Annotated in this window: 13 protein-coding genes; all 13 read right to left on the reverse strand. The window is 53.7% G+C overall.

The genetic code is table 11. The features are described from left to right. Positions 1-79: 79 nt before the first annotated feature. Positions 80-544 (reverse strand): OmpH/Skp family outer membrane protein, encoded by a 465-nt coding sequence (locus SELR_RS13285; protein WP_014425731.1) that lies wholly within the window; start codon positions 542-544, stop codon positions 80-82. 119 nt (positions 545-663) lie between these two features. After that, positions 664-1,953, reverse strand: coding sequence for a hypothetical protein (locus tag SELR_RS13290; protein WP_014425732.1), 1,290 nt, complete (start codon positions 1,951-1,953; stop codon positions 664-666). Beyond that, a complete protein-coding gene (locus tag SELR_RS13295) occupies positions 1,954-3,939 on the reverse strand; it encodes a BamA/OMP85 family outer membrane protein (RefSeq protein ID WP_050992818.1) in 1,986 nt (661 codons plus the stop codon). 79 nt (positions 3,940-4,018) lie between these two features. Further along, positions 4,019-4,564 (reverse strand): hypothetical protein, encoded by a 546-nt coding sequence (locus SELR_RS13300; RefSeq protein ID WP_014425734.1) that lies wholly within the window; start codon positions 4,562-4,564, stop codon positions 4,019-4,021. Positions 4,565-4,737: 173 nt separating this feature from the next. Then, positions 4,738-5,370, reverse strand: coding sequence for a sigma-70 family RNA polymerase sigma factor (locus SELR_RS13305; RefSeq protein ID WP_041914437.1), 633 nt, complete (start codon positions 5,368-5,370; stop codon positions 4,738-4,740). 36 nt (positions 5,371-5,406) lie between these two features. Next, on the reverse strand, positions 5,407-9,750 hold the full coding sequence (locus SELR_RS13310) for a translocation/assembly module TamB domain-containing protein (RefSeq protein ID WP_041914438.1): 4,344 nt from the start codon (positions 9,748-9,750) through the stop codon (positions 5,407-5,409). Between the two features lie 46 nt (positions 9,751-9,796). Further along, a complete protein-coding gene (locus SELR_RS13315) occupies positions 9,797-11,398 on the reverse strand; it encodes a TolC family protein (protein ID WP_014425737.1) in 1,602 nt (533 codons plus the stop codon). Between the two features lie 67 nt (positions 11,399-11,465). Further along, positions 11,466-12,749, reverse strand: a complete 1,284-nt coding sequence (locus SELR_RS13320; RefSeq protein ID WP_014425738.1) for an MlaD family protein — start codon at positions 12,747-12,749, stop codon at positions 11,466-11,468. Then, entirely contained in the window at positions 12,746-13,504 is a 759-nt protein-coding gene (locus SELR_RS13325) for an ABC transporter ATP-binding protein (protein WP_014425739.1), read from the reverse strand. Before SELR_RS13325 ends, SELR_RS13320 begins: the two co-directional genes overlap by 4 nt. A 9-nt stretch (positions 13,505-13,513) precedes the next feature. Further along, entirely contained in the window at positions 13,514-14,278 is a 765-nt protein-coding gene (locus SELR_RS13330) for an MlaE family ABC transporter permease (RefSeq protein ID WP_014425740.1), read from the reverse strand. A 510-nt stretch (positions 14,279-14,788) separates the two neighbouring features. Then, the gene (locus SELR_RS13335) at positions 14,789-16,264 is read right to left on the reverse strand and encodes an IS1182 family transposase (protein WP_014423221.1); all 1,476 of its coding nucleotides are present in this window, start codon (positions 16,262-16,264) and stop codon (positions 14,789-14,791) included. Between the two features lie 546 nt (positions 16,265-16,810). After that, entirely contained in the window at positions 16,811-17,638 is an 828-nt protein-coding gene (gene panB, locus SELR_RS13345; protein WP_014425742.1) for a 3-methyl-2-oxobutanoate hydroxymethyltransferase, read from the reverse strand. Beyond that, the gene (locus SELR_RS13350; RefSeq protein WP_014425743.1) at positions 17,635-18,504 is read right to left on the reverse strand and encodes a Rossmann-like and DUF2520 domain-containing protein; all 870 of its coding nucleotides are present in this window, start codon (positions 18,502-18,504) and stop codon (positions 17,635-17,637) included. The genes panB and SELR_RS13350 overlap by 4 nt, the downstream gene beginning before the upstream one ends. Positions 18,505-18,601: the final 97 nt, after the last annotated feature.

An 18,601-nucleotide genomic window follows, 5' to 3' on the forward strand; every position in this document is an offset into this window, starting at 1 on the left:
ACTGTTAAAAAAGCCTCCCCCTTAGGGGGAGGGGAAAACATGTATTCCTTCCCCCAGGGGCAGGCTTTTCTGATTCAGATTATTTGCTGACCTGCTTCAGGACATCCTGGGTGATGTCCACGCCACCGTAAACCACAGCGCCCTTGTCCAGCACTACGGACAAGCCCTTCTGCTCAGCAACCTTCTTCACAGATTCTTCCACGCTCTTGGTGATGGGTTCCATGAGCTCCTGGTTCTTCTGCTGCAGACGCTGCTGGGTCTGGGTATAATAATCACGCTTTTCATTATCATTCATGTTAGCGGATTTAGTCTCAAATTCCTTCTGGGCAGCCGTAACAGCTTCCTGCATTTCCTTGGAAGCGTCCTGCACCTTCGGATGCTGGCTCATGATCTGGCTGTAATCCACCACGCCCACATTGGAGCTGGCAGCGCTGGCCATGTTCGGACCAAACTGCGTCAGAGCCATAGCCACGACGGAACCTACAAAAGCCAGGGCAATGAGAATGCTAACAATCTTAACCTGTTTTTTCTGCAATTTAACCATTTCAAAATCTCCTTTTCCCCTGAGGGGATTTTCGTTGAATTTCTACAAATGCCGTATACGATAGACATTATAACTCTATGCAACAAATTTTGCAATGACAAAATCTGTCTGTAAAACTTCTAAAAGTTGCCGATAAGCCGCAGCCAGTTCTGCTCATTATCCACCACATACTCCAGTCCCATGAAATCATGGAGCTGATAGCGCAGTGCCGCTTCCCCGATGCTTTCCGCCCCGCGATATTCATAGCGCAGCAACCAGCGGGGCCCCAGTTTCTGGGCTGCGTCGTAGATAAAGCCGTGGTTGTGCATATCATAGCGCAGTCCCAGCCTCCGGCCGCCAGGCAGATCATGGCGCCAGCCCAGCTGCCAGCCCCAGCGCACTTCCTCAGGCCGGAAATCCGTCTGGGCAAAGAGCTCATCCCGCCGCCCCAGCATCTGTCCGCCATGGAGGCGGAACAGCAGGTTTTTGTCGGAATCATGGCCGCCCTTTGACCTGCGGCCTGCATCCAGCCAGCCGGTGATCCGCAGGCGGTAACGGCTGCTGTCCGAACGGCTCATGACGTGGCTGCGCTCTGCCGGCTCGATATCCACCCGGGTGTGCATCTTCAGCAACCGGAAATCATGGCTGTTATCCAAAGTACGGGCAAACTGTGCTGCCAGTTCTTGCTGATGGCGCTGCACGAACCCCACCGGTACCCCCACGATATCATTGACCTGATCCTGCATCAGTTCTCGGTGTGTCAACAGGGATACACTTGGAATCGTCTGGGAACGCATGGACAGGTCCACCGTCCGCACCACCGGCAGCCGCGGATAAACCGTCAATCGGATTTTGGCATGCGGTTCCGGTGTAAGCTCGAAATCCCCTCGGAATTCCGGCAGATGTTCCTGCAGATAAGCATTTAGGTGCTGTTTCATAATGCCATTGGTCCAATCCGCAGCGGCGGTGGGCAGCCCCGTCAGGGCATCCTGAAAGACCTGCTCCACACCGGTAAGGTCTGCCCGCACCAGCTTTTCAATCCGTAGCGGCATCCCCTCCACGGTGGTTTCTACCTCCACCTTCTGGATGGTTTCCGACCAGGGCAGGAGCTCTACCTGCACCGCCGTCTGCGCTCCCGGCGTAAGCTGTACGCGGCTGACCGTGTAGCCCACCAGCACCTTGTCAAAGACCTCATGAATCAGGCTTTCATAAGTCACCTGCTGGCTGCGGACGGCCGCGATATCCTTGCCTTCCAGCAGCTGGCCTGCAATGGCCGCTACACTGCGGTTCATGCGCTCTGCCACCAAGGGGGGCAGATTGCTGCGGGCGCAGGTAACAGCTGTCACCTGTTCCACCCGTGCTGCGGCCTGCCCGCTTCCGCAGTCGATGATCAGCAAAGCAACCAGCAAGGCCACAAAGAGGCGCTTCATTTAGAACGTGCCGCCCACGGAGAAGTGGACGCGGCCGCCTTTGTCGCCCCGGCCGTAATCAAGACGCAGCGGCCCGATTGGGGTATTGAGGGACAAGCCTACACCAATACTGCCATGAATGTCGTCGCTCTTCGGCATGAAATCCTTGCTCCAGGCTGCGCCCCAGTCCGTGAAGATGGCCCCCTGTACCTTGGTGACAATGGGGAAACGGTATTCCAACGTTGCCAGCCCCATGCGGGTGCCGCGGTACTGATCCTCTCGATAACCACGCAAGCTGTTCTGACCGCCCACCTTGTACTGGTTGAATTCGGAGATATGACCGCGCCCCAGACCGTACTGACCACGCAGGGCAATGACCTGAGCATGACCTACCTTGAAATAGCGCTGGTCTTCAATGGTAGCCTTCTGGAAGTCAAAGTCCCCACCTAAACCGGCTACCTCGGCGGACAGGCTTACCTTGCCACCTTCCGTCGGATTATAGATATTATCCCGATTATCCGTAACATGTTCCAACGTCACACTTCGGGTGGTGCCAAAATTGTATTTACGCCAGGCAGCGCCAGCTGCACCACTGCGGTCACCTGCATTACCATTCTCCGTATGACGCTTATAGCTGTCCTTTCGGTTCTTCAGCGTGATATAGTTGGTGGAATACTCGCTGACCGGACGTCCCAAAGTGATCTCGCCGCCAGCATACTTGCGCATATAGCTTTCCTTTAGCTTGCCATTGGTATCATAATCATCATATTCATAAGTGCGGTTGTAAACACGCAGAGTACCCACCGTTTCTTTTTTATCGATATAAGGATGGCGCCAGGAGAAGGAATAGCCCTGGGCATCGGTCTCGTCACCGCTCTTTTCATAGGTGATGCTGACCGCATCGCCCGTGCCGCGGAAGTTAGTATCGCCGATGCTGACCATTCCCAGCACGCCGTCGGCCGTGCTGTAACCGGCACCGATACCGAAGGAACCCGTACGCTTTTCCTTCACATCCAGTTCCATGACCACCGCATTGGGTTCCACACCGGGATTCATCTTGATGTTGACATCTTCAAAGAAGCCCAGGTTGTAGACACGCTGCATGGAGCGACGGGCCTGCTTGGAGTTGAAGGGTTCGCCCGGCTTCTGACGCATCTCACGCAAAATGACATAATCCTTGGTCTTTTTATTGCCCTTGACCTTGAAGCCTTCCAGCTTGCCTTCGTTGATCTTCAGCGTCAGATTGCCTTCCTTATCGATATTCATATCCGTAACCTTGGCCAGGATGTAGCCGTCCTTACGGTACATTTCCTTGATGGCCTGGATATTCTGCTGCAGATTGCGGCTGTTCAGGATCTCACCGGGCTTCACCGTAACGCAGGAAGCCAGAAGTTCCGTCTTGATGACCGTATTGCCCGTGATGTTCACGCTCTTGAGCACGGGGTTTTCCAGCACGTGATAGGTGACGACCACGCCCTCCGGCACCTTCTGGAAGGTGGGGAACAGGTCGTAGAAATAACCCGTATTATAGATGGCCTCCCGGTCCGTATTCAAGCCCTTCACCGTGAACATATCGCCGGTCTTCATGGCGATAGCGGCCTTGGCGGTGTTCTCCGTCAGCGGCGTCGTGCCTTCAAAGACGGTATCCACGATGGTCTGACCTTCGTACTCCTTGCTGTATTTCTCGATGACATCTTCCTGGGGACGATTCTTGGCCCATTCGCTGGTCCGGGGATCCACATTGGCATCCTCCGCTTTTTTGTCTGCGTCTGCTGCCTGAGCCTCCTTATCTGCCGCTGCTGCAGGCTGGGTGCCTACCGCCTCGCTGGCCACGCTGCTTTCAGCAGCCTTCGTCTCCGCCGGCTTATCCGCAGCCGCAGCAGCCGTATCTGCCTGGGGAGCTGCCACAGCATCAGCCTGGGCCGTTGCTGCCGGTGCAGCCGCTGCCACTTCCTCAGCCGGTGCTGCCTGTGCCATCCCCGGCACCACCGCAAAGCTGGTGGCCATGGCCACAGCATAGGCTAAAAATCGTCTGTTCTTCTGTTTGGAATCGTACAAAGGTCAAACCTCCCAAAATCGTTTTCTTTCATTGACGCAGGATCTTGCCTGCAGATTGCATGAGTTGTTGTTTTTCCATATCCGGCGGCTGGGGTGCAGTCTTCGGTACAGGCAGGCTCTCGGTATCTGCCACTGCCCGCCTGGGGGACTCGGACACCGCCGGCTTTTCTGCCTGCTTTTCCGGCTCCGTCCTGACAGAGGGCGGTTCCGGGGCAGCGGGCTGAGCCGGTGGCTCTGCCGCTGCCGGTACATCTTCTGCCGGCGGTGCGGGACTTACAGATGCCCCCGTCTGGTTCAGGACCTGCCTGTTTTCTTCCACCGGCATGAAGGGGGGGACGCCTTTCCACAAAACGCCCCCTGCCAGGGCTAAAGCCAGCAATAAAGCCGCGCCCCGTCTTCCCCACAAGAACAAGGTACGGCTGCGTGGGCTTTGCCCCACATGGGCCAACTCCGCCCTGGCCAGCATCAGCTTCAGATCTCCCTGCACATCATTTTCCTGTGCCAGGGAATCTTCCGCCCTGCCCAGCCAGTCTCGGGCTGCCCGAATATGATTCTGCTGTGAACGCCTGTCCATCCGCGCCCCTCCGTCCTAGGAATCCTTAAAACTTCTCTATTCCTAATAATCGTCAGAGCAGAACAGTCATTCACACAGCATATAGCACCATATAACAGGATAATATAACGCTAGCACCATTTTTCAGCGTTTTTCAGGGTATTTTTACTTGTTTTTGCTTATTTGCAAATAATTTACCAATTTTGCATGAAGCGGGAAAGCATCCCGCGAATCCGGCGGATTCCCGTCTGCTGCAGGCGATAAACATGGCCGGTACTCAGGTCCATATCCTCTGCCACCGCCGCCACATCCCGGCTAGCTAGAAAGACATTTTCCAGCACGGCCTTTTCCTTGGCCGGCAGGCGCTCCATGGCCGTACGCAGGCGCCCCACCATCTCATTGGTTTCCGCCTGCTCCGCCACCGTAGGTGCGGTATCCATCAGATTCTCCTTGTAGGTTACCCCCCCTTCATCCTGCAGGGCATCCATACAGGGACTGTCGGACTGCCCCTCCTTCTGCAGGAAATCCAGCATCCGTCCCCGGATGCGATGGATGGCATAGAGGCTGAAGGCCACGCCCCGTTCCGGCTCATACCGTTCCACGGCTTCAATGAGGCCGACGGTCCCTTCCTGCACCACATCCATGACATTCTGCAGGCTGCGATAGGGCAGGGCCTGTTTGAACACCAGGGGCTGATAAGCTTCAATCAGCCTTTGGCGGGCAGCTTCGTCCCCCTCATGCTTGCAGGCCTGCCACAGGGCAGCCTCCGTTTCCCGGTCCAGCGGTTTCACCTTCTGTAATTCTGCTACATATTGTGCGAAGCGCATGGCCTTCACCTCCTTTCCTCTCAGCATGAGCCCGGCTCAGAACGTCACCCGGGCTTCCACGCCAAAGATATACTTGTTGGACTCCCGCTCGACGGTCACGCCCCAACGGTCATTGATGTCATATTGGACACCATAGCGGTTGATATTATCCCCGCCAAAGCCATGGGTGTATCTGAGCATGACCTTGTCTGTTATATATTTTCCCATAGAAACATTAAAATCATATTTGTTTTCGCGATTTTCTTTTTCTGCCGCATGATTGTCAAAAGCCGAACCACTGCCCCGGGAGATGGAGAATTTATCCAGATAGAGATACTGGCGCATGATACCCTCCACTTCCGACAGGAAACTCATCTGCAGCCCTACTGCCAACAAATCTCCCATATCCATGGTACTCTGGCCATTTTTATAGGCATCACGCAAGGTCAACAGCTGTATGATCTGCGTCTGACTCATCTCAGGATTAGAGGTGAGCTTCATTTCCGCCGCCCCCAATGGCCCCTTCACTGACAGAAAGACCTTAGCCTGACTGAGTTTCGTATCGGCAAAGAAGTAGATGCTGGGCATGAAGGATGCCACCTGATTGAAAGTCGCCTTGCCTTCCCGGATCTTAAACTCGGTCTTCAGATAGTTGATAGTCCCGCCTCGCTTCACCTGCAGACTGCCACTCATCTTGGGATGGCTCATGATGCCCCCCACATGGAAACCACCGGTAAGATAGAGGTCGTAGAGATAGGGACTGTAGAAATGCACCTTATCCCCCGCATTGACCTGCACATCAAAGACCATCTCCGGCATGGTACCGTCACTATCCGGAATCGTAGGCACGGAAACCTTGCATTTATTGAAATCAATCTGACCAGAAAGTTTCGGCAGATGCTGCCCATAAAACTCCGTATCGGCCAGATGCAGCTCACCATTCAAGGGGCCTTCAAAAAACTTGCTCTTAAGCCCCAGATTGACCACATACAAGGAAAAATCATAATGCTCCGGTTCCAATCCATTCAGCGTCAGCTTACCATTGGCATTATAGTAACCACCGCCCATTTTACCAGAAAATTCCTCGACTGTCACTTGATTGCCATTGAATTTCAGCCGGGCAGTCATATCGGTAACTGGATCCTTCAATTCCTTGATTTTCACTGCGCCATCAGGAATAACCACCGTACCATCCAGGAAAGGATGCGCCAATGTCCCATGGATCTTCAGCTCGCCTTCCGTGGCCCCCAGCGCCCAATCGATTTCCTTGGAAACGGTGGGCAGCAGGGATAAATCCGCATCCTGCAGTCCAATGGTCAGCTGGATCTGCTCATAATCATCCAGCCATTCATCCTTGCCTGCTGTCAGCGCCCTGAGGGGCACAATGCCCTTGGCCGTGGCGGCACAGGTCTTCGTTCCCACGGCTTTTTCCACCCGCAATTCCGTCAGGTCCACCAGACCGTTCTTCAGATGGGCTTCACCGGTCAGGGTATCAAAACCAGCCCCCTGGATACCTCCGTCGACTGCCTTGACCTTGACGTCGGCAGCCGGATTATAGGTATAGCCTCCCAGCACGGCCTCAATATCCGCCGTCCCGGTCACGCCCCGGGCCTTGATCCCGGCCAGACCGGTAAACATGCCAAAGTCCAGCTGGCTGGCATTAAACTTGACATTGATGGGCCCGCCGATTTCTACGGAACCATTGGCGGCAAAGGTGCCGGCCGTTCCCTGGCTCCCCTGCAGCTTGTTGATATAAACCACATGGTTCAGCATATTAAGATCCAGTTCTACGCCATGCACATCATAGCCACCGGCCTGACCGCTGGCAATCATGCCATTGACCTTAGCGCTGGGATTTTTAAGCGTGCCCCCCAGGCTGGCAGTGAGATCCGCCTTCCCGCTTATAAGCTCCGTCTTCTGATTCAGCAAAGCTGCCACAGCGGCAATATCCGCATTCTGCATCACCACAGCCCCACGGATTGCATTCGTTTCCGTGTCATAGGACAGTTCCATATCATAAGTACCGCCATTCTGCTCAAAGCCAAAATGATCGATATCAAAGCTATGCCCCCGGAACTTAACCATACCTCGCAGATTATTTATGGTCTGGCCGTTCATGACGATTTCCGGCGCATCGAGAACACCATGGAAGACCGGCGCATTGATAGTGCCGTCAATCTTGCCCTTGAAGGTGCCATGGCCGCTGACCTCATAGGGCAGTTTGTGTTCCACCCGCTTGAGGTTGATATCCTTGGCCACCACTTCCATATCCAAATCCTGGTTGTCCGTGGTGATTGTACCATTGAGCACCATGTCGATCATCGGAGAATACGCATGGAAATCCTGCAGGCGCAGCTTGCCATTCTCGAGGAAATAGTCACCATCCATACCGGACAGCAAAACCCCATGGTAACTGCCACGATAGAAATGGATATACCCCGTTGCCTGAGGATTATCCAGCGTACCTGTTACCTTGATGATATTGTCCACATTACCGGTCAATGGCTGATCCGGTGCAATGAGCGCCACGATATCTTCCATGCGGGCCCCCATGGTATCCAGCTGCAGATTGACCTTCTTCTCGCCGGTGAAACCCACCGAGCCGGCCGCCCGCCAGACCTCCTTGCCATCCTTTTCCATCAGGAAATCATCGATGCCGATGCCGTCCAGACTGCCGCTGGCGGCAAATTTCAGGCTGTCAAAGGGCTGCTTGAAGATCTTGCCCTTGAGGCCGGAGAATTTGATTTCCACCTGGGGATTGGATTTGTCGCCATGAATCGTGCCCTTGAAATCCGACAGGCCCGACATGTCGATGCGGCTGTCCAGAGCCTGCAACAGGGACAGGTCAAAATGGCCACCATAATAGGCCAGATCCAGCTGGGCTGCGCCCCGCATATCCCGGATGGAACCCTCCAATCCCAGGCTGCTGTGATTGGGCATCTTGACGCTCAGATAATCGATGATAAGATCATCGTCAGCCAGATAGAAGGAAGTGCTGACCTTGTCGGCTTTGATGCCATGATAAGCGGCATTGACCACCTTGGCACTGCCATAAAGCTGCAGGGTGCTGACATCCGTCCCCACACCATTGCCGCCCAGATCCGCAAACACCGCACCGGTAAGGCCGTCAAGCTGTGGCAGGAAGGAACTGCCCTGGGCTGCATCGATATTTTCCAGCTTCATATGAGCCGTATAGCCCAAATTTTCCGTGGACAGTACCGCTTCGCCGCTGACCTTGCCGCCAAAGACATTGGCTGAAAAGCCCCGCACAAAGAGGTTCTTGTCCTGATAGCGCACATCGGCCTGAGCTCCCGTAAAGGGAATATCCATGGCCTGTCCGGCTGCCACCTGCACCCTGCCATCCACGCTGGGATTGCTGATGGCCCCGGTCACCTTGACATCGAAACTTGCGGCTCCCTGATAGGGAATATTGGTAAGAATTTTAGACGGATCAAAGGAATCCGAGCTGGCTTCCAGTTCCAGATACGGCGTGGTATTCAGATTCCGGATCCTGCCGTGGGCACGGACCTTCTGGGCCGCCGCCTCCGCATTGACATCCAGCAGCACCTCCGCATTGGTGAAGGAAGCGTGGCCGGCGATATTTTCGATCTCCGTGCCTTCCACCTGCACCCTGCCATCCTTGAGGTCGGCTTCACCGCTGAAGGACAGGTCCCCGTCCCGGCGATAGGCATGGAGGTCTGCCGACTCGATCCGGCCCCCTTCAACCTTTACATTGTCCGGGATAAGGCCTGCCGGCACAAAGGCCAGGTATTTTTCCACATCCAGCCCCTGCACCCGGGCATTGACGATCTGCCGCATATCGGAAAGCGTCGCCGTGCCCGTCACAGCCGTGCCCTGATTCTGCGCCGCAAACTCAGCCTTGTATACCGGGTAGTCCGCAAAATCCACACTGCCATGCACATCATCCAACGATAATTCCTGTCCCTGCCGGCGCACCTGCACATGGGCATCGGTGACGCTGACCTTGCCATGGAATTCCTGGGAAGTCTTTTCCTTGCTCAGCAGATCCTCCACGTTCCAGCTGCCATCTGCCCGCTCAGCAAGGACTGCCTCCACGCCGCTGACCTGCACTTCCCCTACGGCATTGGCCGGATCCGAAAACGCCGCAAGCAGGCGGCAGCTAACCCGGGCCGTATCGGCACGGGCAATCAGCTCCGCCTGCTTGTCATAGACAGCTACGTTATGCAGTTCCAGATCGCGCAGGGATCTTACCTGGATCTCCCCGATTTCCACCTCTGTCCCCAGGGCCTGGGTGGCCAGAGAAGAGACTTCTTCCCCGGCCCTTTCCATGAAGTTATGCGTTTGTACATAGTACCAGAGACTGGTGATGGCGATCAGCGCCATCACCACCCCCCCGATTATCCATGTTTTCCCCTTCATTTGACTCTCCCCGTGGGCCCTTCATGGGCAATGAATTGCAATCCCTTTATTGGGCCATCTCACTGGCTACCGCCTCGGTGCTGGCAGCAGTTTCCGTGGCCACAGGTGCCGTCGCTGCGGCACTCTTTTCTTCATTCACAGTTTTTGCTTCTTTATCTTTGCGTCTGCTTTCTTTGGCGGCCTTGCGGGCTTCCCGCTCTGCCTTGCGCATAGCCTTCATCTCATCCTTGGATGCCTTCTTGGCTTCCGGCGAAAGTTCCAGTACCGGATTTTCCGTGACCTTGGCATCTTCCCGGACCTTCTTCACCTTGTTGCCTTCCATCTGGGAAGCCTTGTACTTGGCCACATCGATGTCCACGGGAATGCCCATGGCCTTATCGAGAGCTGCCTTGGACAGATTATAGGTATAGAGCGCATTGTTGTAGTTGGTGCGGGCGGCCGTCATCTTCTCCGTGGCGTCCATCACATCGAGGTTCGTGCCCACGCCGGCAGAATAGCGGACATTGGCGATCTTGAGATCCTCTTCCGCCTGCTTCACAGCCGTTTCCGTGGTGCCGATATTCTTCTCTGCGGCCTGCAGGTTCAGGAAGGCCGTGCGCACATCCAGCTGGATGGTCTCATCCTGGGCATGCATGGCTTCCTGGGCCTTGGCCAGGGATGCTTCTGCACTGTGCACGCTGGCTGAAGTTGCCCCATTGTCAAAGATATTCCAATTGGCCGTGGCACCGATGGTCCAGGTATTGCCATGATCGGTCTTGAATTCGTTCTTGCCTTCGATGGCCTTGGTTGCCGAAGCCGTCACCGTAGGATACCAGCCGGCCTTGGCCTGATTGATGCCTGCTTCTGCCTGCTTCACGGCGTAATAGGCAGCCGCCCCGTCTGCCCGGTTGTTCAGGGCATAGCTGGTGCAATCCTCCAGCTTCAGGTCATAGCTGGGATGTTTCAGCTGATCATCTATTTCCAGCACCGTATCCGTGGGCAGCCCCAATACGTTATTCAAGGTAGCCACGGCGATATCATAGTTGTTCTGAGCCGTGGTCAGGGCCTGCTGGGCATTGGCCAGATTCACCTGGGACGAAAGCACATCGGATTTGGCCACCGTGCCCACCCGGTACTGGGCGTTTACATTGTCCAGATGTTCCTGATAGGCCCTGACCGTATCTTCCTGCACCTTGATGAGATTCTTGTAGTTCAGGATATTGTAATAATCAGCCGTAGCCTGATAGCGAATGAACTGTTTGGTGTTCTCCAGCGTCACATCAGCAGAGTTCAGGGCATAGCCTGCCGCCTCAATGCCACTGCGCAGGGAAAAATTGTAAAGGGGAATCGCTGCCGTAGCGCTGTTGGTATAATAAGAATTGTCCCCTTGGTGTGAAGCCCTTGCCAACGTATCATTTACCCGATTTGCCCCACTGGACAGGGACAATGTCACACCGGTCTGACGGCGGTAATTGGACAGATTCCAACGTGCCGAATCCACATCGGCCAGGGCACTCTTGATGCTGCGGTTATTTTCCAGCGCCATCTGCACGGCATCCTGCAGGTTGAGCTGCACCGTATTCGCTGCGGAAGCGGAACCAAAGGTAAAGGTCATGAGACCGCCCAAGACCAGAGCCGTCAATTTTTTATGGAAACGTTGCTTTTTCAATGTAATTCCTCCTCATAAAAAGGTCGTATTTATGTGATAGCCGCTTTCCGCGGCTGGGATTATCGCATCAAAAGGCCTGTTTCAGCCCCACATAGGCAGCCCGGCGGTCCTTGTCGTTGACATTCTGCCACTGCCCCATCAGCCAGGTATTGTCCTTCAGACGCAGCTGGGCGCCAAGGCGCACCGCCGTATCATCGAAGTCATAAGCCTCTGCCGAGAATTTGAAATTCTTGCCTGCATAGGCATCAAGCCCCACGCCGGCATCGCCATGGATGGCCCCCACTCGGGCAGCCAGATTGCCCTTGCGCTTGCCCACCTGGAAGTTCACGCGATTGGCTTCCCCCATATCCTCCAGTCCAAAGGTCAGGAAGGGGCCTTTATCCAGCGCCGCCGTAAAATTCCAGTTGGTATCCCAGTCATGGGCACTGCCGCTGTACAGAGTGGACAGCTCGCCGGAGGTCTTGATGGCTTCCAGCTTCTCCTTGCCCCGTTTGGCCTTTTCCGTCAGTTCCCGGGCATTATGGATTGTCTTTTTCACATCCTCCACGGTCTTTTCGTCGCCGGCCACCTTGGCCAGGCCCTCGGACACAACACGTATCTTCTCGCTGGTCTGGGCGATATTATCCAGGGTAAGGCGCAGGTTCTCCGCCGTCTGGGGATCAGCTCCCACCGTGGCCAGATTGGCCATCATGGCCTCCACATTGTTCATGGTGCGGTTGAGACTGCCGGTTATCATATTCATATTGGTGAGGATCTGATTAATATTGCCCTGATTGGCATTGATGGTGGCTTCCAAAGCCGCCATCATGCCGTTAATATGGGCCGTCGTATCCCGCATATTCACCACCATCTGCACGATGGAAGTCTGGAACGCCTCATTACCCACGATGTTGTTCATGCTGGACAGCAGCTCCTGGGCCTCAGTGATGACCTTGCTGGCGGTCTGCAGCATCTCATCCATGCTGGCCTCATCCTGTCCAGTAAGATAATCACCATCGCTGAGATAGCCCGCAGAACTTTCACCTGGAGTGATATTGATAAACTTATCACTCATAATGCCCGACGAACCGATGGACACCTGAGAGCCCTTGGGAATCTGCACCCCGTCATTAATCTGCAGGGTGACGGTGACGCCCCGGCCATCATTGGCCACGGATTTCACCTTACCCACCGGCACGCCGGACAGGCGCACTGCCGACTGGGGTTCCACCCCCACCACCTGCTTGAAGCCGGCATACAGGGTATAGCCCTTGTCGCCGCCCAACCGGAAACCGCTCAGCATGATGACCACGCCGGCTAACAGTGCCAATCCCGCCAGGGTAAAGGCTCCTACCTTTGCTTCTACACTCATGCTTGCAGTTCCTCCTTTTTATCCTTCTGCAGATGCAGCGTCCGGAAAAAGGCCTGCACCCGTTCATCCTGTATCTGCTGGAAGCGCTCCACCGTATCCACGGCGATCAGCTCCCCTTCGTAAACCATGGCAATCCTGTCGGCAATGCGGCAGGCACTGGCCATGTCATGGGTGACCACCACCGAGGTGACCCCCAATTTCTTCTGCATATCCACGATCAGCTCATCGATCTTCGCCGTGGTCAGGGGATCAAGCCCCGAACTCGGCTCATCGTAAAAGATGATTTCCGGCTCGATGGCAATGGCCCGGGCCAGGCTCACGCGCTTCTTCATGCCGCCGGACAGTTCTCCGGGCAGCTTTTCTTCCACCCCCGGCAGACCTACCAGCGCCAGCTTTTCCCTGACAATACGCTGGATCTCCGCCTCCGGCAGGTTGCGGTGTTCCCGCAGCCCAAAGGCCACATTCTCTCCTACCGTCATGGAGTCAAACAGCGCCGAATACTGGAAGACCATGCCCATGTTCAGCCGCACCTTATCCATTTCTTTCTCGGAAATATGAGAAATCTCCTGCCCGCTGATATAGATCTCACCCGCATCGGGCCGGATCAGCCCCACCAGCAGCTGCAGCAGGGTACTCTTGCCGGAACCGGAACCGCCGATCACCGCCAGCGTTTCCCCGTCCCGGATCTCCAGATTGATATCCTGGAGAGCGTATTCACCATCATAGATTTTGCTTACATGGGAAAGTTTAATCATAAGTACACCTTAGTACAGAATAAAGGTCAAAAGCGCGTTGAGGATAAAGATGACGATGATCGAAGTCACCACGGTACGGGTGGTGGCCTTACCGACGCCCTCAGCCCCGGCAGGACTGTGCAGGCCGTAGTAGCAGCCAAGCACCGCAATGACATTGCCGAAGAAGATGGCCTTGATCATGCCGCCGGTCAGGTCAAAGACCACGGCGAAATTATGGATGGAATTGATATAGCTGTAGGAACTGATGCCGGCGTAATACACCGCCACCAGATAGCCCCCCAGAACGCCGATGACATCACCGAACACCGTGAGCAGCGGCACCACCATCATGCAGGCCAGCATCCGCGGCACGATCAGGTAATTGACAGGATTCACCGCCATCACCCGCAGCGCATCGATCTGCTCGGTAACTTTCATGGTGGAAATCTCCGCCGTAATGGCAGCTCCCACCCGTCCGGCGCAGACCACCCCCACCAGCACCGGTCCCAACTCGCGGCCAATGGCAATGGCAATGATGCCGCCAATGGTGCCCTGGGCTCCAAAACGAATCAATATATCCGCCGTCTGCAAGGCAAACACCGCCCCGGTAAAGAGCAGTGTCAGACTCACAATCAGCAGGGAATCCACCCCCAGATGCGACATCTGGGCCAGGATATGCTTAGGGCGCGGCCTTCTGAACAGCTCCTGCACCGTATCACGATAAAGAAGCACGATGGTGCCAAATTCCGCCAGCCGCGCCAAAACCCAGGCGCCAACAGCCTCCAAAACCCGCATCCAACGTGCCTCCTTTCACTCACATTTCACTAATTTTTACCACCCTTTGATTGTAACAGGCAAAAGGCAATTAGTAAATATAAGTGTACTATTTTTTTGTCAAAATTTCAAGTTATTTCCCTCAAACATCCACACAGATAAATTGCAGTTTGTCAATGCGAGCCTGAACGCTTTTGTTACAGAGCAGTGGGGCGGCGGTGGGAATACTTTTCCGCCGCTGCACTAAATGACCCGCCAGCAGAAGTACGCATCTTCCAGTAACCTGCGCCGGGCAAGTCCGGCGGCGCGTCCATCAACGAAGCATCCAGCACATGCTGTTTGCGGGCCAGCCTTCACTTCGTTCAGGCAGTCGTTCCGCCGGCGAAAAAGCATCCCCACCGCCACCCGAGGCCACTGAAAAACTATCCATTTCATACGACTGGCAAGTTATCCACAAAAAAAATCGTCGCAGAATGATATTTTTATCATCATTCTGCGACGATTTTGTATATCTCCCCCGTTATTAGGGCTTTATTTCTCCATCATTTTCACAATTCGTTTCATATTTGTTACAAAAAGCGTTAGGGCTCCTTGTAATTCCATACCAATCAGGCCTGCGGATGACGCTATGTCATACCCATGCCTGTGTTTAATCTCACTATTTTTAGCTTCTATCATATAACGCTTTCTAGCCTGTTCCTTAAAATATTCTGTTTCCTGAAACTCCTGTTGTTTCTTGTGTAAATCGCATTTTATCGTAACGGAATAAATCTTGCTTTTGGCACCTTCTTTATAACAGGTTCCACAATGTGGGCATTGCTTACATTTCTCAATGTCAAAATAATAGCTCATTCTTTGATTTGTTCTATTGTTTTTGCGTCCAGTTCTTGCTTTGCGGATGGCCATATGCCCTTCAGGGCATACGAACATTCCCGCATCCTTGTTGAAAGAAAAACCATTGCTGCCTTCAACACGGGAGCCGTTGGATATAACAGGATTCAATTTGGCAATCAGTTCAAAGGATTTTTCTGGCGCATCTTTCGATTCAGCAAATTTAAGATTTTCTTTGCCGGAGTATGCGGTATCACCGATGACACTCTGCACTTCCAGTCCGGCTGCTCTGGTTTTTTCAACTAATGTTCTTAATTGTTCCCCGTCACTGCGCTCGCCACTGGTTACTACTGCAGCTGTAATCAGCCGTTCATCGGTCATGGCAATATGTGTCTTATAGCCAAAGAAGGATGTATCTGCTGTTTTATGCCCGATTCGGGCGTCCTCATCTTTGGAAGTGGCCAAATGTTCTGCATGGTCTTCGACCGTTTCTTTGAGCAAGTTCAGCCTCTCCTGTATGGCAGGCATTTCTGCCATCTGGCTGTCATTTTCTATTGTATTGATTAACTGTCGGCAATATTCCAGCGCATCCACCAGTGAGCCATTTTCTACTTTCTTGGGAAACCTTTCTTTCTTTTGGGGAGAATCTGTCTGGTAAACCGTCTTGCGCAATAGCTTGGCTTGTTCCAACAACCGCTCATAGGCAGATTTCTGGTTATAGCGAGCCTTAGTATGCGTAGCATCTACAATAATTCGTTTGCTCTTGATTACTTTGTTCTCCAAAGCAATTTGGATACTTTTCTTGAGTAACAAATCCAGAATATTCTCATCTTGTAAGCGGAGTTTACGAAATTTGGTTAAGGTAGAAGGGTGGATTACTTCATCTTCAGGGCGGAGTCCCAGAAAATATTTAAATGACATATCATATCGGCTACGTTCAACTAAATCGGAATCCGACATATTGTAGATAACCTTTAACAGCAGATATTTGAACAGCATTATGGGAGAAAGAGCATTACGGCCATTATCCAGGCAATATTTATGCTCCAGTTCATCTTGAATGAAAGAAAAATCTACAAGCGTATTAAATTTTCGCAGAAAATGATTTTTGGGAATGAGACGATCATAGATGGCTGTAAATTCACTAAGCTTGAGTTGCTGGCTATTCCGTAACATGTTGAACCTCCAAGTGTTGATGGCTCCATTATACTAGAAACCGTGGATGAATGCGAATTTCATCACATCCATCCACGGTTATCGTTATATATAGACTTTTTCAGTGGCCTCCCGCCACCCAGAGTTACGTTTGTCAATGCTGCTATGTTTCGGCTGGAGGATACAAGCACATCGATGTTCTTGTTACAGGAGAAACGGTTCGTGCCGATTGCCAAAAACGTGGCTGGGGCGAACGGGGGAGTGCTTTTTCTGTGGGAGCGACTGCCTGAGCGCCAGCGAAGGCCGGCCCGAGGCAGGCAGTTACCAGAAAGCACGCTGAAAGACGCGCCGCCGGTCTTGCCCGGCGCCATCTGGCTAAACAGCTCTAAAATTGCCGAGAGGGTCGTTTTAGCGGAAACAGAAAAAGTACTCCCCCGTGAACCCCGGACTGCACATGAACGGGATAATATTCAGTACGTACTGACCAATAAACTTTATATACAGAAACGTCCGTTGACAAAATGCCAACGGACGTTTCTGTATATATGAAAATTTTTCACAAACGGCTCAATAGAGCTTATTCAGCACATCCTCATCCATCTTGAAGGTATGTTCCGGCGCGGGGAATGTTCCCTCCTGCACCTCCTTGACATAAGCGGCAAACGCTTCCTTCATCTGGGCGCCGAGTTCGGCGAAATGCTTGGCGAATTTCGGTGTGTAGTCGGAGAACAGCCCCAGCATATCCTGATACACGAGAATCTGCCCGTCACAGCCGGCCCCGGCCCCAATGCCGATAGTCGGAATGGAAAGCTTATCCGTGATCAGCTGGGCCAGCGGCGCCGGAATGCACTCCAGCGTCAGCGCAAAAGCCCCGGCCTTTTCAATGGCCAGCGCATCCTCAATGAGCTTCTTGGCCGCTTCCTCGCTCTTGCCCTGAATGCGGTTGCCCCCCAAGGCATTGACCGACTGCGGCGTCAGCCCCAAATGCGCCACCACGGGAATCCCGGCATCAGTGATGGCCTTGATCTGCGGGCAGACAGCGGCACCGCCCTCCAGCTTCACCGCATTGGCCCGGCCTTCCTTCATGAGACGGCCCGCATTCATCACGGCCTGCTCCACAGAAACCTGATAGGACATAAAGGGCATATCGATGACCACCATGGTATTATGGCAGGCTCGGGCCACGGAACGGCCATAGGTGATCATATCCTCCATGGTCACCGACAGGGTATCCGGCAGCCCCAGCATCACATTGCCCAGGGAATCACCAACCAGGATGGCATTGATACCTGCGGCCTCCTCCAATTTTGCCGTGGAATAATCATAGCAGGTCAGCATGGAGATCTTCTCTCCATTGGCTTTCATCTTGGCAAAGGTTGCTACTGTGTTTTTCATGCAAATCTTCCTTTCAAGTCAGCTGATTGTATATACTCCTTGATGGAAGAGTAATCCCGTGCCGGATGCTTGCTTTGGGCTGTCATGAGCAGTTCCTGCGCCAACAGGCTGTAGAGCTTTGCCTGCGAAGGGGAAAGGCAGGCCAGATGCTTCCGGATCGTGCCCAGATCCCCCCGCTCCACCGGGCCGGTCAATGCTGCCACCATACCATCATGCATGATATGGCCGGCATTGCCGCCGAAAAGCGGTTTCAAGGCCCGTTCTGCCTCGTCTGCGGCAAAGCCGCATTCCATCAGCAGCTTTTGGCTCAGGGAAAGCAGGGCAATCACATAATTGCTGGCCAGCGCTGCGGCGCAGTGGTATTTGACCTTGGTTTCCGGCTTGATGACCTTGACCTTGAGATCCAGACTGCGCAGCCACGTTTCCATAAAGGCAAGCTTCTCCCCCGAGCCTTCCAGCGCAAAAAAAACATCCGCCAGTTCCTCGTAAGCATGATACTTATCGCTTACGGCGAACAGCGGATGAACGGAAAAGCCGGTGGCTCCATATTGCTCGATATCGGGGAACGCCGCCTCGGTGGTCAGCGCGCCACTGCAATGACAAAAAATCTTATTTTGAATCTTCTCGGAACGGAGCTTCTCATAACAAGTACGAATCGCCCCGTCCGGCAGCGTGAGAAAAAGCGCATCGCTTGCGGATAGCAGGTCGCGTTCGTTTGCAAAGACACGCGCCTGTGTAAAATCTGCTGCTTCTTTTGCCGATTGAATGCTGCGGCTGTAATAGCCTGTAACTTCAACACCATGCATGCGGAAATATTTTCCCAGCGTAAAGCCGACCTTGCCGGCTCCAATAAAACCAATCTTCATCGCATCACCTCATTTAGAAGATGCGCTTTCCGATTCAAAAAAGATAAGTACAGTTTCCTCACGGAATACCGTCCATCGAAAATTATTGTAGCACAAG

The sequence above is a fragment of the Selenomonas ruminantium subsp. lactilytica TAM6421 genome, from assembly GCF_000284095.1.
Lineage (GTDB): Bacteria > Bacillota > Negativicutes > Selenomonadales > Selenomonadaceae > Selenomonas_A > Selenomonas_A lactilytica.